Source organism: Pseudomonas sp. JAI120, from assembly GCF_014207255.1.
Taxonomy (GTDB): Bacteria; Pseudomonadota; Gammaproteobacteria; order Pseudomonadales; family Pseudomonadaceae; genus Aquipseudomonas.
Map to the genome: position 1 here is coordinate 1,148,185 of NZ_JACHCZ010000002.1, position 13,016 is coordinate 1,161,200.

The window sequence follows — 13,016 nt, forward strand, 5'->3', positions numbered from 1 at the left end:
GCCAAATACTCATGCCACCGCACCACGCATCAGCTCGTCCTGGCCAAGGTCAATGCGCCCCAGCACTTTGACCTTGGAGGTGCTCCCCAACTCGGCGAATGAGAGCACCGGGACATGGTTGAACTCTTCCAGCAGCAAGGTACGCAAGGGACTACGCAGGTCCTGCGCCACCAACAGCACACTCTTGCTCTTGGCCCTTAAGGTAAAGGCCTGGCTGAGCAGGGTGATCAACACAGCGCTATGGTCGTCGTCCAGCGCGAAAAACACCCCGGTCTGGGTCTGGCGCAATGCCTCGCGCAGGATGTTTTCAGAGTGCGGTGAAAGCAGCCAGGCATGCAGGCCGTCGGCCTCGCTGTACTGGTGGAAAATCTGCGCCTTGAGCGCAATACGCGCGTAGTCGGCCAATGCTTCCGGCTCACGCTCATGCTGGCCATACTCGATCAGCGATTCGACAATCAACCGTACGGCCCGCAGCGGTACACCTTCGCTGGCCAGACGTTGCAGCACTGATGAAAACCGCGATAGCGGCATGATTCGCTGCAGTTCCTGCACCAACTCCGGCTGGTTGTGCTCCAGCCAGCTGAGGATCGACTTGCTCTCCTGGATCCCCAGGAACTGCGGTCCACTGAGCATCATGGCCTGCTTCATGCGTTCGATGATCAGAGTGGTCGCAGTAAAGCGTTCCAATTGCGGGTCATCGAGCAGTGGATCATCCGGTGCCAGCCAGACCCAGTCCTGTTCATCACGCTCAGCCAGCCCGGGTATTCCATGCTCAGGCTCGACCGTCAAGGCGTTACGCTCGACGGCCAGATAGTTGACAACCGAAGCCTTGACCATCGGCACTTCATGCACACAGAAACGCATTTCGTCGGCGGCCAGCGAGTCATCGAGTTCGACTTCGAATGGCGGCAGGGTCAGGCCAATATTGGCAACCAGTGCATTTCGGGACTGGCGAATCCCATGAATAAGCTCCGCCACCTCAGGCGTCCCACGCAAAACCGGGGGGAACAGCAACAGGTAAGGGCGCGACGGATCGAACCCGCGCAAGTCCTCTTTTCCGTTCTCTTCGGGACGCACGGCTTCGGCGGCTGCGGCCGCAGGCTCTGCTCGTCGCTGACGCTGGCGCATCAGGTAATACCCCAGGGTGCCGGTTATCAGCGAAATAAGGATAAATACCCCGGTCGGCATACCGGGCACTATCGCAAACGCGAGCATGCCCACCGAAGCGATTATCCAGCTCTTGGGCTCGCTGGTCATTTGCCGGGCAATTTCGGCGCCCATGTTACTGATACCTTTGCGCCCCTCCGGCGCCACGCGGGTGATGATCATGCCGGCGGTCAGGGAGATCAGCAGCGCCGGAATTTGTGCAATCAGGCCATCGCCGATCGTCAGCACCGAATACAACGCCATTGAATCAGCAGCGCTCAAGCCGTGCTGGAACATGCCCGTAGAGAAGCCGCCCAACAGGTTGACCACGACGATGATCAACCCCGCGATAGCGTCGCCCTTGACGAACTTCATGGCCCCGTCCATCGCGCCGAACAATTGGCTCTCACGGGACAATTGCTCGCGCTTGTCCCGCGCTTGTGTGCCGTCAATCAGGCCAGCACGCAAGTCACTGTCGATGGACATCTGCTTGCCCGGCATCGCGTCCAGGCTGAACCGCGCCGCGACCTCGGCAACCCGTTCCGAGCCCTTGGTAATCACCAGGAAGTTAACCAGGGTCAGGATCAGGAAAATCACCATCCCCACTGCCAGGTTGCCCCCCACCACGAAATTACCAAAGGCCTCGACGATGTCGCCGGCATCCTGCTCCAGCAGGATCAGACGCGTGGTTGCAATCGACAGGGCCAGTCGAAACATGGTGGTCAACAACAGGATCGACGGAAACGACGAAAACGCCAGGGGGCCCGGCAGGTAAAGCGCAAGCACGATCAACAGGCACGAAATGCAGATATTCAGGGCGATCAAAATGTCCACCAGCCAGGTGGGCAGCGGCACAATAAAGATGAATACGATGGCCATGACCACCACCGCGCCCAACACTTCGGCGCGCTGTGCCACTTTGAGCAATACACGGTTGATGGCCGACAGAGCGGTCACGTCATGGTCCTCGGCTCAGCGGCAAATCGTGTAGGCCCGCGCAAATGCCGGTCCAGTTCATCCACCACCACCACAAGCCGAGCCAAGGTATCCCGTCGTACATGACTGTCAGACCACAAGGCCAAGGGCAACTGCTGGAGCAACGGGTATAGCGTCTGGAGGGCTACCACTTGCCGGAGGGATGAGTTCCCTCCCAGATCATTCGCCAGTCGCAGGACCTCAGCAGCCTCAATGCCGCTGCCGGCGTAAGCCAACAGACGCTGCAACAAGCCTACCGCGTCATGTTCGATGCCCAAGCGCCCGATCAACGCATTGCACCCGGCCAACACGGAGCTCAACTGCCCGCAGTCCCGCAGGCCCAGCAGCAAAGTGCGCAACAGGGGCGTGGGCATTGACGACACCTTGGCCGCAATGTCATCCGCCAAAGCCTCACACATCACCTTGAGCCCGACGTGGAACTGCTCACCACCGTATACACCCAGCAAAGCCTGCATCATCGTCGACAGGGACTGGCGCGTGACCACACTACTGTAGTAGAGCACACGCAGTGCCTGGCGCTCCTGAGGGTCGAGCCCGGCAGACTGCAATGCCAAGGCGATGTTCAGGCCTGCCTGGATCTCCCCTTTGAAACGGGCTTCAAGCTTGGCAATGGCATCGCGCGCCAACGTAGCCTCGGACTGACGGACCTCGCTGCCTGCCTCGGTCACCATATGCTTGAGCACCACGAACGCGCGCGCCGGGTCCCCGTCCGCAAGCTTCAGCAATTTTTCGAGAGTAGGTTTGTCCTGCAATTGCTGTCTGAAGAGTGCTAAAAGGAAAGGCAGCTTCTTCTTGGCCGGATGGCCCAACTGGTCATAAAGTTGCGCAAGCTGCGCGGCTGGGGGCACGCGCACCGTCATCTTCCGCTCGCTCAGCGCTCGGCTGTTGAGCTCCACTTCCTGACCGAACAGATGTGCAAGCTCATCGATGCCCTTCGCGGGTGCGGGCACTGAGGCATGGCTGATAGCCGCCTGATCCAGGGGGCGGATTGTTTGCACATCGTTGTTGGATTCGACTTTCATGGACACGCCAGTACAGGAAGAGTGTTTCCCTGTGTGGCAATGTCTCCCCATGCAGTTCCATCGAAATCCTCTCTCAATACGAATTTGATAAAACTTGCAAAAGCCTTCAGCGTTCCGTGCAAATCATTGCAAAAAAAACCATTGATTCAGAATATTTATATATATAAATCATAAAGTTACGATTTTTTTCCGATTGGCACAGGGAGTGCTAAAGGGACCTGTCGACACCCGCTCGACTGCGTCTACCCTAAGGAAAAAAAACATGAATCTCCCCATTGAAGCTTTAGCTCACCTCGTTGGCAGCTCGCCTCAATTCATGCATCACCTGACAGACGACCAGCAGAAAAAGCTCAGGCGCTTCATTCACAAACGCGTACTCAACCCGGAAGATGCGGATGATCTTCTGCAACTGACGTACCTGGAAGCCTGGCGCAACCGCGAGCGTTTCTGCGGCAACGCCTCGCTCAGCACCTGGATGTGCGGCATCGCACAGAACCTGATTCGCAACCACTTCAGGCGCATGTATGCCAAACCCGTGCATTGCGAATTTGATGAGTCGTTGTGGCATGGACAGGAAGAAAACAACAACCTGGATTGGGAATTTGAGATCAACCGCCGCCTGGAGAACACCCTGAGCGCCATTGACCACCTGCCGGCGGAAATGCGCAGGACGATGTACGCCTCGCTGGAAACCGACGGCAGCTACCAGGACACAGCCGACGTATTGGACATCCCTATCGGCACCGTTCGCTCACGACTGTCGCGAGCACGCGAACAGCTCAAGCGCACCACCCAGAACCCGTTTCAATCGTAAATCCGGCTGACTGGCCAAGCGTTGGGCGACAGGGATATCTGCCCAACCGAATCAGACCTTTTTCGTGCGCGCCAGAAAGATCACCAATAGTCCTGACAGCGCCGCACTGATCCCGCCACGACCGAACATCAGCCCAACTGCCAGCAGGGTCAACGAGCTGGTTTGCCCGGCAGTCGAGGAATTGCTTGACGTCATGGGGGTCACTTCACAGCAGACGCGAATCAGCAACCACTCGTCGCCCAACGCGCGCGTTTCCGATAAACAATTGAAAGCGTAGATAAAAACTCAAAATAAATGCTTGACGCATTCCCGTTCTACGCGAATAATGCGCGCCACTTGGCTACATAGCTCAGTTGGTTAGAGCATAGCATTCATAATGCTGGGGTCCGGGGTTCAAGTCCCTGTGTAGCCACCAAGTACCGATCCATAGATGTCTACAGCAGTCTATGAATCACCTCAAGAAGCCCGCCTCGTGCGGGCTTTCTTGTTTCTGGCTGTTCACCTCTGTCTATCCCTATCCTTCCCCTCCGTGTATGCCCCCATGCATGCTTCAATAAAAATTGAACTGGAGGCAACGCACAGATATCAAGCGACGCCCTCTCGCTGACACGACACTTTCCAGCCTGGAGCCTGAGGCCGGGGCAAACCGCGAACTAGAGCATGCATCTAGATCAAACCTGAAATTTATCGGCAGGTACCGGTGATGGGAAATACGACCCTAAGCACGTATATTTTTCGAGCGGTGTAACACGAAGCCCAACACTTCCCGGTGCTCATTAATGAGGTGTCAAGGAAGGAAGATGAGGGGTCTTAACGCGGGCCTTAGGCTACTCTCCAACCGCCATATCAGGCTCCATTCTAAGTGTTCCCGTGGGCAGCAAGGCGCGTGTTGATCGGCGATTCAGCCAATCCACTGTGGTCATGCCCAAAACACGATGAAAGTCACGGAGCAACTAAGCGACTGGCGCTCACATCAAGGTCACACCACCGCAGTTGCAATCTTTCTGGAACGCCACGCAAACGCCAACACCATCAGCAGCCCTAGCCCCGCCACCGCCGCTCCGGCCAGGGAAATCGCCGGATAACCTAGCCCGGCATTGATCACCGCGCCGCCCAGCGCCGCACCAATCGCATTGCCGAAGTTAAACGCACCGATGTTCACCGCCGAGGCCAGATTGGGCGCCTCCTTGGCAGCTTCCATGACGCGCATCTGCAGCGGCGGCACCAGGGCGAAACTGGCAATACCCCATATCAGGATGGCAACGGCTGCCGGCAGCGGCCAACGCATCAGTACCGTAAACGCCAGCAACACGAGAATCAGCACGCTCAGCGAAACGATCAGGGTGCGATCTATCGAGCGATCAGCGGCCTTGCCGCCCCACATGTTGCCCAGGGTCAACCCCACACCGAACAGTACCAGCATGGCGGTGATGTAGGCAGTGGACGCACGGGTCTCGCTGCTGAGGATCGGCGCGATGTAGGTGAAGACGGTAAACATTGCACCCGAGCCGACTACCGTGAGGGCCAACGCGCCCAGCACCGGGCCACGGCCCAGTACCCGAATTTCGGCCATTACACCAACGCTTGGCGGCGCCTTCAGGTTGGGCAGGGCGAACCACAACGCGGCCATAGCCACCACACCGAGGCCGGTAATACCCCAGAATGCTGTGCGCCAGCCGAACAGTTCGCCAAACCAGGCGGCCAGCGGCACACCGCCGATGGTTGCCAGGGTGAGGCCCATAAACATTGCCGCGACCGCCCCGGCACGCTTCTCAGGGGCGACCACGCTGGCGGCAACGATGGAGCCAACGCCAAAGAACGCACCGTGGTTCAGTGAGGTCACCACCCTGGCGATCATGAGGCTGTAGTAATCGGTCGCCAGGGCTGACATCAGATTACCCAGGGTGAAAATCGCCATGAGTCCGATCAGCAGATAGCGCCGGGGAATCCTGCCGGTGGTCAGGGTCATCAGTGGCGCGCCGAGCAGTACACCCATGGCGTAAGCACTGACTAACAGGCCTGCGGCGGGAATGGAAACGCCGAGATCCTCAGCGATGCCCGGCAACATGCCCATTGGGGCGAACTCGGTAACACCGATGCCAAAGGCACCTATGGCGAGTGCGACAAGTGGTGGATTGATACGCATGGAAGGCTCCTTATCTATGCCGCCAATGCTACGATCCAGCGTTTTAAGGCGGTAGATAGCATTTCTGGCAATCACCTATGCGTAAGGAGCACAAATGGACTTCAACGGCAGATCCGGTGACATGCTCGTGTTCGCCACCGTGGCGCAGGAAGGCAGCCTATCGGCTGCCGCGCGTGCATTAGGGCTTACACCCTCGGCGGTCAGTCGGATCATCGCGCGTACCGAACAGCGCCTTGGCACCCGGCTGCTGTTGCGCACCACCCGAGCGATCAGCTTCACTGCCGAGGGCGAGGCTTTCCTGCGCGGCGCCCGGCGTATCCTGGCCGATATGGCCGAGGTGGAAGAAGCCATCGCCGACCAGGGCGTACCCAGGGGCCGATTGCGGGTCAGTGCCGCCCTTGGCCACGGGCGGCTGGCCATCGTTCCCTTGGTGGCGGCATTCAGCGCCCGCCATCCGAACATCTTGGTCGACCTTACCCTCGGCGACGAAGTGGTCGACATTCTCGGCGGCCAGGCCGATGTGGCGGTACGTTTTGGCCATCTGCCCGACAGCCCGCTGACCGCGCGCAGGATCGGCGACACCGGCCAGGTCGTGGTGGCCTCGCCCGAATACCTGCAACGCCACGGCATCCCTCGCGAACCGGAAGACCTGCTACGGCATAACTGCCTGCGCTTCAACTTCCGGCGTGCCGAACCCAACTGGCCGTTCACCCGCGACGGAATAGAGTTTTCCCTGAAGGTCAGTGGCAACATCGAATGCAGCAGTGGTGAAGCGCTGGCACAACTCGCGCGAGTAGGTGCCGGCATTGCGCGTATCGGCGAGTTCAGCGTGAGCGAAGATCTGCAGCGCGGCGACCTGATACCGCTGCTGGAAGCCTGGAACCCTGGCGACCAAGAGCCGATTCATGCGGTGTTTGTAGGTGGATCGGCGATGCCAGCGCGGGTGCGGCTGTTCGTGGACTTCCTACTGGAAAATCACCGGATGTAAGCGGCAGCGTCACCTGATCCTTCCGGCTACTCGCGATACTGTCCGCATCGGGTAGGTGACTTCGCCGGGCGCTTACTTGCTGAACACTTGGCTGGAATGTATGTAGATAGACCCGTCTAAACACTCCCCATGCGACTTCCCAGGGCGCCTCGCCTCCTCCCCCCATACCATCGCTGCGCACTGGTATGCCGAACATTTATACCTGTCCTTTTTAACCAAACGGTTGTCCATTCGAGCCAAGCGCGCTTCATCTCCCCTAGATAATTTTCACTCCATGCCGTGTCCCTACAAACACAAATGACGAGGTGTCTCATGCATCTACGAGAACAGCAGCGACTATCCGATTCATCCTGGTTTTTACAGAGATGGGACATGGCCCCCGAAGAGTTTGCCACTTATCTATTGCAACTCGGGACCTTGGTGCTGCAACGCCGATGGAATGGTACCAATCGTAAAACACCAACCTCCACGGGGATCTAGAACAGCGACCGTCCGTTTGAGACAGAAATAAAGGAGCTCCCAGCCACGGGCAATATCTACTCCCATGGCCGCAAGACCAGTTCCGATGTCGGCATTCTGCGTCTGCTGTAAGCACGGCTTTCTAAGCCGTTGTCCCTCTAGACCAAACGATTGTCCTTGCCAGCAAAGCGTGCACTCGACAGCAGATCTAATTTGGATCCGTCGCAAGCTCTCGCGCCCCTTATCAACCGCGTGGAACGCGACATTCAGCGAATAAGATCGTCCCCAGCCGAAACGGAGAAACCGCATCATGACCGACCAGCAACCCTCCATGGAACAACAGCCCTCCCTCTATACGCGTCTTGGGGGTTACGACGTTATTTATCAGTTCGCAGGTGCAGTTTTGCGGAAGACCATGGGGCATCCCGCTATCGGCCACATCTGGGCCCACATGTCCGAATCAACATTCCAGAAGGAACACATCAATTTTGTCGACTTCCTTTCTGAACACTGGGGTGGCAGCGCTAAATACAGAGGTAGGGACATGGTCACCGCGCATCGCGGAATGGGTCTTACCGAGGTGCACTGGCAAGCTGTGCTCGATTGTCTTGAGGAATGCTACAACGACTACGATCTGGCACCGGACCTGCGCAAAGAGGTCAATGACTTTCTGGTCAAGTTCAAACCAGCCGTGATTGGGAGCCCCTCCTACCGCGACGTTGTACTCGCACACCCCGAAATGGACCCCGCCAAAGGAATGAAAAGCGTTGGGGTAATTTGGCCGAAACGAGGGAAGTAACCTGCAAAAAAGCTGTCGGCAGAGGACACTTCTTGAAGATCATTATCAACCTGCCAAGACTGTCAGGAATCTTAATGAGCAAATTCAGGAACACGCTTGCCGTCCTGGCCATGGCCCGCAGGGAGCGACCGGAGCAATTGCAATGACGACTCGAGGATCAACTTCAATGGTTGGCGGCCGATGTCACAAAACACCAGGACCTCGACGCGCGGGCTTCATGTGCAGCATCGCTCGGCCCACTTGATTATCTGGCGCCGGATACTGGTATTGCTGCACTCGTCGAGGACCTGAATATTGAAGCCTTCAAGGTGCAGTGGCAGGTCAATGGTGTTGGTGCACTGAACACGCTTTCCACTCTGAGTCAGAAACAGATAGACGTTCCTTCTCAAGCAGGTAGCTGTCCTGCTCAAACAAGTAGTTGTCCTGTTCGACCAAGCAACAGCGTGGCCCCCCAATTATTTTAATTGCTCAGCACAATGACAGCGCCGCATTCGAGGCTTCTGTCGATTGGCGAACGCTGTAAGCCTGCTCCACCGCCGGCTCAAAAACGTTGTGCGTCGAACGTTACTCTCCATCCGTATAAGCAGATCAGGAAACAACCGATGAGTGTACCGATATCCCTGGGACCGCTTTCGACGCATGGCGAACGGTTCTCCATCGGCAAGTAATGCAGGGAGCGATTTCATCAACTTCAGAGGGGGCAAAGACATGAGCCATACGCACGAAAATCATCATGATCACGACCACACTGAGCCACCGGAGGCCATAGCGCTACGCGTCAAAGCGCTCGAGTCCCTGCTGACGGAAAAGGGGCTGGTCGATCCCGTAGCCATGGATGCTTTGGTGGACACCTACCAACACAAGGTCGGCCCGAGAAACGGCGCCCAGGTGATAGCGAAAGCCTGGTTCGACCCCCTGTACAAACACAGGCTGCTGGAAGATGGCACCGCAGCCATCGCCGAGCTGGGCTTTTCTGGTGTTCAGGGTGAAGACATGGTGGTAGTGGAGAACAGCCAGACCGTGCACAACGTGACGGTATGCACACTGTGCTCCTGCTACCCGTGGCCGACCCTGGGCCTGCCACCGGTCTGGTACAAGTCCGCACCTTATCGCTCGAGGATAGTCATTGACCCGCGCGGCGTGCTGGCGGAGTTCGGTCTGACGATCCCTGATGACAAGGAAGTTCGCGTCTGGGACAGCAGCGCTGAGCTGCGCTATCTGGTATTGCCGGAACGTCCGGCGGGTACCGATGGCTGGAACGAGGAACAACTGGTCGAACTCGTGACTCGCGACGCCATGATCGGCACCGGACTGCCTAAGAAACCAGATCAAGTAGCCTGAACCTGAGAAGGAGAAAACCCATGAATGGTATACACGACCTGGGCGGCATGCATGGCTTCGGCCCAGTGCTCACGGAAGAGCACGAACCCATCTTCCATCATGATTGGGAGCGCAGAGTTTTTCCGCTCTTCGCCTCGCTCTTCGTCGGCGGGTACTTCAACGTCGACGAATTCCGCCACGCGATCGAACGCATGAAGCCGGCCGAATACCTGCAGTCGAGCTACTACGAGCACTGGCTGCACGCCTTCGAGACCCTGCTGACAGAAAAGGGTGTCATCAGCGCCGCCGAACTGCAGGGTACGGCCAAACCAACCCCACCGACACAGCCCGTCACGGTTTTAACTCCGGACATCGTCGACGCCGTAGTGCTCGGCGGCGCCTCGTCGCGGGCAAAAGAAGATGTCCCCGGCCAATTCCGAGTCGGTGACCGGGTGCGAACGAAGTGCCTCAACCCAACCAATCACACCCGGCTGCCACGCTACGCGCGCGGTAAGGTCGGCACCATCGTGATTGCACATGGCGCGTTCGCTACCCCGGACACGATGGCCCATGGTTTGGGCGAACAGCCGCAGCAGGTCTATGCCGTACGCTTCAGTGCCGAAGAGCTGTGGGGAGTACGGCGACCCGACAGTGTATGCATCGACCTATGGGACAACTACCTGGAGGCCGTATGAACACGAGCATGCACCACGACTACAAGGCCGTCGGCCTCCCTCTCGACGATGAAGGCCCGGTGTTCGACAAGCCTTGGCAGGCTCAGGCTTTTTCCCTGCTGGTGCACTTGCACCAAGCCGGCGTGTTCCCCTGGAAGGACTGGGTGCAGGTATTCAGCGAAGAGATCAAGGCTGCCCCGGCGCAACCCGGAGAAAGCGTCAATGACGCCTATTACCGGCAATGGATCACGGCCATGGAAAGAATGGTCACCACCCTCGGCCTGACCGGGATGGAGGACATCTTCCAGCGGGGCGAGGAATGGAGGCAGGCCTACCTGAATACTCCCCATGGACAACCGGTGGTTTTGCTCAATGCAAGTTGTCCGCCGGCCCACGGGCACACCTCTGAGCATCTGCCGCATCGCAAGCCCGTGGCAATCAGCCGAGCCTCTAACTGAAGGCAGAGCAGTTTTTTGTTGTCCTTTTTTACCTAGCAAGCCGCAGAGGCGGCCAAGGAGTCATCGTCATGCATATCGAACCTGGCCTCGTGGAAGCCGGAAAACTCTGGCTGAGCTATGTTACCGCCGCAAGCGTCGGCACCTACACCGTCAAACTCGTTGCGGACGCCATTGGTGAACGAGGTGCCGTCTCGCTGGTAGTTCGCGCCGCCGCCGCCACGGCGCTGGTGTTTGGCTTCTTTGAACTGCTACCCCATCATCCGGTTGGCGTCTCGGAGGTGCATCTCATACTCGGCTCGACGCTGTTCCTGTTGTTCGGTGCAGCACCTGCAGCAGTAGGTCTCGCTTTGGGGCTGTTAATCCAGGGGCTGTTCTTCGCCCCATTCGACCTGCCGCAGTACGGCATGAACGTCACCACCCTTTTGGTACCGCTGTTAGCAGTTGCTGCCCTGGCGCGGCGTATCATCGCGCCAAACACGCCCTATGTTGATCTGAGCTATCGCCAGGCACTGGGGCTGTCGACGGCCTTCCAGTCAGGCATCGTCGCCTGGGTTGCCTTCTGGGCCTTCTACGGGAAGGGCTTCACGGCAGAGAACGCACTGTCAGTCCTGACCTTCGGCAGTGCCTACATGACCGTCGTCATCCTCGAACCGCTGTTGGACCTGGCCGTGCTGGCCGGAGCGAAGGCAACGCATCACCTGCGCAATAGCAGGCTGGTCGAGCGTCGTCTGTACCAGGCCGCCTGAGTCGACAGACGCCAGTCCAGGTCAGACTTTCCCCGGGCATTCGAAGACCGCAATGCTCGGGGCATCAAAGAAGATTCTGGACCGATCCACAACTGTCCGTTCCTGGTTTGGCTTCACCTTCTACGCTGGCTGCGAGTCCGCGTGGGGAGATCCCGAACCGCTGCTTGAACAACCGGGAGAAATGCGAAGCATCGTTAAAGCCCCAGCGCAGCGCTACGGCGAGTACGCCAGGATGGCCGGAACTGCAGAGATCGCGAGCGCTGTGCCGCAAGCGCAGCTCCCGAATCAGGCCACTGACAGAAAATGGCTCCTCCTCGAACAGGCCATAGAGTGTCCGGCGCGAGACTTTGAATCGCGCCGCAAGCAGGTCCGGCCCGAGCCCGGGTTCAGATAAATGATCGGCTATATAAGTTTCGACCGCCTGGCGGAAGGCTGTCCGCACCGGTACCCGGTCCTGCTCCTGCGCCTCCAGCGTGGCGCCCAACGCGATGGCGATGACGCCATTGAGCGCGGCGCTGAGCCCATGCTGCGCCTGTATGCCGACGCTGGCGTCCATCTGTTCAAGCGAACGGGCGAAGCGAGCCGCGACCAATCCAAGTCCCGCTTGTCCACTGACGCAGCGCGCTGTCGCCTGGCGCGGTGCCGCGAGCCTGGACACCAGTTGCTCCCTGGGTATACGGAATGACAGCACTCGCCAATCTTCCCTGAAATCGAGAAAGTAGGGACGCGTGGAGTCCACGACGGAGAAGTCACCGGGCAACACCAGTGTCTCCTGCCCATCCTGACGCACCACGCATGACCCTTCCAACTGGAAGTTCGCGAAACAGAACTCCACCGGGTTGCGGCGGATTTCATCCCAGCGTCGTTGGACGAACTGCGCACGGGAAAACACGCGGGTCTGCGCGCTCATGGAGAGGGGCCGGGAGCTCACCTCGCCCGTGAAGTCCGATCCTGCATGCTCTTGCTTGAGGATGGGATTGAGCGAGACGAAGGCTTCGCAGAGGACCTCACGCCAGTAGCTGAATCTTTCGCGCTGCACGCACGCTTCGGTAGTCCAGATTTGCATCCTGCGGTCACCCCTCAGTGGCGCAAAAGACAATCATCACGAGCGCAAGCCAGCAACTAATTTCTGAGCCAATGTCACGGTATGGCAGGCCGCTCAGACGTGTCATGTGTTCCTCCTGTTGCACAGATCGTCAACTGGTCTTGCACGCAAAGGCAAGTCGCCGGTTGATGGGCTGCAGGCACCCTGGCACGGCATTTTCGTTTGCTCCTGCGCTGTGCACGGCGGGAATGCGAATGTGTCATGTCGGTGCAGTTTTTCGCCGGATAATCAGGCGCACGACTGACCCCATGTGACCTGCGGCAGAAAGACGCAAAGTCCGCGCCAGAACCAAGGGGGCATTCACCCGCTACAGGCTCTTTCTGCAGAAGGCACAACCTCAGTC

General features: G+C 58.4%; 12 protein-coding genes and 1 tRNA gene. 8 read left to right on the top strand and 5 right to left on the bottom strand.

Annotated features, from left to right (window positions below):
• Window positions 1-9 precede the first annotated feature (9 nt).
• Both sctV and sctW read right to left on the bottom strand, forming a co-directional pair.
• On the bottom strand, window positions 10-2,103 hold the full coding sequence (sctV, locus tag HDC32_RS17280; RefSeq protein WP_184744876.1) for a type III secretion system export apparatus subunit SctV: 2,094 nt from the start codon (window positions 2,101-2,103) through the stop codon (window positions 10-12).
• Complete coding sequence (sctW, locus tag HDC32_RS17285) at window positions 2,100-3,164, bottom strand: type III secretion system gatekeeper subunit SctW (RefSeq protein WP_184744877.1); 1,065 nt, start codon at window positions 3,162-3,164, stop codon at window positions 2,100-2,102. Before sctW ends, sctV begins: the two co-directional genes overlap by 4 nt.
• A gap of 262 nt (window positions 3,165-3,426) precedes the next feature.
• Here sctW and HDC32_RS17290 point away from each other — a divergent pair, with 262 nt between their 5' ends.
• A complete protein-coding gene (locus tag HDC32_RS17290) occupies window positions 3,427-3,978 on the top strand; it encodes an RNA polymerase sigma factor (RefSeq protein WP_131700422.1) in 552 nt (183 codons plus the stop codon).
• A gap of 51 nt (window positions 3,979-4,029) precedes the next feature.
• Here the strand turns inward: HDC32_RS17290 and HDC32_RS17295 are convergent, their stop codons facing one another.
• Window positions 4,030-4,173 (bottom strand): hypothetical protein, encoded by a 144-nt coding sequence (locus HDC32_RS17295; protein WP_178116706.1) that lies wholly within the window; start codon window positions 4,171-4,173, stop codon window positions 4,030-4,032.
• A 143-nt stretch (window positions 4,174-4,316) separates the two neighbouring features.
• On the opposite strand from HDC32_RS17295, the gene HDC32_RS17300 reads away from it, so the two are divergent.
• Window positions 4,317-4,393 (top strand) — tRNA-Met (locus HDC32_RS17300).
• Between the two features lie 564 nt (window positions 4,394-4,957).
• Here the strand turns inward: HDC32_RS17300 and HDC32_RS17305 are convergent.
• Window positions 4,958-6,124 carry an MFS transporter gene (locus tag HDC32_RS17305; RefSeq protein WP_184744879.1) on the bottom strand — a complete coding sequence of 389 codons (1,167 nt, stop codon included), beginning with the start codon at window positions 6,122-6,124 and terminating at the stop codon, window positions 4,958-4,960.
• Window positions 6,125-6,218: 94 nt separating this feature from the next.
• Between HDC32_RS17305 and HDC32_RS17310 the strand changes: the two genes are divergently transcribed.
• The 6 genes from HDC32_RS17310 (at window position 6,219) to HDC32_RS17335 (ending at window position 11,568) form a co-directional block, all read left to right on the top strand.
• Window positions 6,219-7,112 (top strand): LysR family transcriptional regulator, encoded by an 894-nt coding sequence (locus tag HDC32_RS17310; protein ID WP_131700424.1) that lies wholly within the window; start codon window positions 6,219-6,221, stop codon window positions 7,110-7,112.
• 769 nt (window positions 7,113-7,881) lie between these two features.
• Complete coding sequence (locus HDC32_RS17315) at window positions 7,882-8,370, top strand: group 1 truncated hemoglobin (RefSeq protein WP_131700425.1); 489 nt, start codon at window positions 7,882-7,884, stop codon at window positions 8,368-8,370.
• Window positions 8,371-9,078: 708 nt separating this feature from the next.
• Window positions 9,079-9,711, top strand: coding sequence for a nitrile hydratase subunit alpha (nthA, locus tag HDC32_RS17320; protein WP_184744881.1), 633 nt, complete (start codon window positions 9,079-9,081; stop codon window positions 9,709-9,711).
• A gap of 20 nt (window positions 9,712-9,731) precedes the next feature.
• The gene (gene nthB / locus HDC32_RS17325) at window positions 9,732-10,385 is read left to right on the top strand and encodes a nitrile hydratase subunit beta (protein ID WP_065924014.1); all 654 of its coding nucleotides are present in this window, start codon (window positions 9,732-9,734) and stop codon (window positions 10,383-10,385) included.
• Window positions 10,382-10,822 (top strand): nitrile hydratase accessory protein, encoded by a 441-nt coding sequence (locus tag HDC32_RS17330; RefSeq protein ID WP_131700427.1) that lies wholly within the window; start codon window positions 10,382-10,384, stop codon window positions 10,820-10,822. Before nthB ends, HDC32_RS17330 begins: the two co-directional genes overlap by 4 nt.
• Before the next feature lie 68 nt (window positions 10,823-10,890).
• Window positions 10,891-11,568 carry an energy-coupling factor ABC transporter permease gene (locus HDC32_RS17335; RefSeq protein ID WP_131700428.1) on the top strand — a complete coding sequence of 226 codons (678 nt, stop codon included), beginning with the start codon at window positions 10,891-10,893 and terminating at the stop codon, window positions 11,566-11,568.
• Between the two features lie 64 nt (window positions 11,569-11,632).
• Here HDC32_RS17335 and HDC32_RS17340 read toward each other — a convergent pair whose 3' ends face one another.
• Window positions 11,633-12,634 carry a helix-turn-helix domain-containing protein gene (locus HDC32_RS17340; protein WP_145335596.1) on the bottom strand — a complete coding sequence of 334 codons (1,002 nt, stop codon included), beginning with the start codon at window positions 12,632-12,634 and terminating at the stop codon, window positions 11,633-11,635.
• Between the last annotated feature and the right edge of the window lie 382 nt (window positions 12,635-13,016).

Bases quoted from the DNA above. Each gene is read 5' to 3' on its own strand.
- sctW (WP_184744877.1), bottom strand. From the start codon at position 3,164: ATGAAAGTCGAATCCAACAACGATGTGCAAACAATCCGCCCCCTGGAT.
- HDC32_RS17290 (WP_131700422.1), top strand. From the start codon at position 3,427: ATGAATCTCCCCATTGAAGCTTTAGCTCACCTCGTTGGCAGCTCGCCT.
- HDC32_RS17295 (WP_178116706.1), bottom strand. From the start codon at position 4,173: ATGACGTCAAGCAATTCCTCGACTGCCGGGCAAACCAGCTCGTTGACC.
- HDC32_RS17305 (WP_184744879.1), bottom strand. From the start codon at position 6,124: ATGCGTATCAATCCACCACTTGTCGCACTCGCCATAGGTGCCTTTGGC.
- HDC32_RS17310 (WP_131700424.1), top strand. From the start codon at position 6,219: ATGGACTTCAACGGCAGATCCGGTGACATGCTCGTGTTCGCCACCGTG.
- HDC32_RS17315 (WP_131700425.1), top strand. From the start codon at position 7,882: ATGACCGACCAGCAACCCTCCATGGAACAACAGCCCTCCCTCTATACG.
- nthA (WP_184744881.1), top strand. From the start codon at position 9,079: ATGAGCCATACGCACGAAAATCATCATGATCACGACCACACTGAGCCA.
- nthB (WP_065924014.1), top strand. From the start codon at position 9,732: ATGAATGGTATACACGACCTGGGCGGCATGCATGGCTTCGGCCCAGTG.
- HDC32_RS17330 (WP_131700427.1), top strand. From the start codon at position 10,382: ATGAACACGAGCATGCACCACGACTACAAGGCCGTCGGCCTCCCTCTC.
- HDC32_RS17335 (WP_131700428.1), top strand. From the start codon at position 10,891: ATGCATATCGAACCTGGCCTCGTGGAAGCCGGAAAACTCTGGCTGAGC.
- HDC32_RS17340 (WP_145335596.1), bottom strand. From the start codon at position 12,634: ATGCAAATCTGGACTACCGAAGCGTGCGTGCAGCGCGAAAGATTCAGC.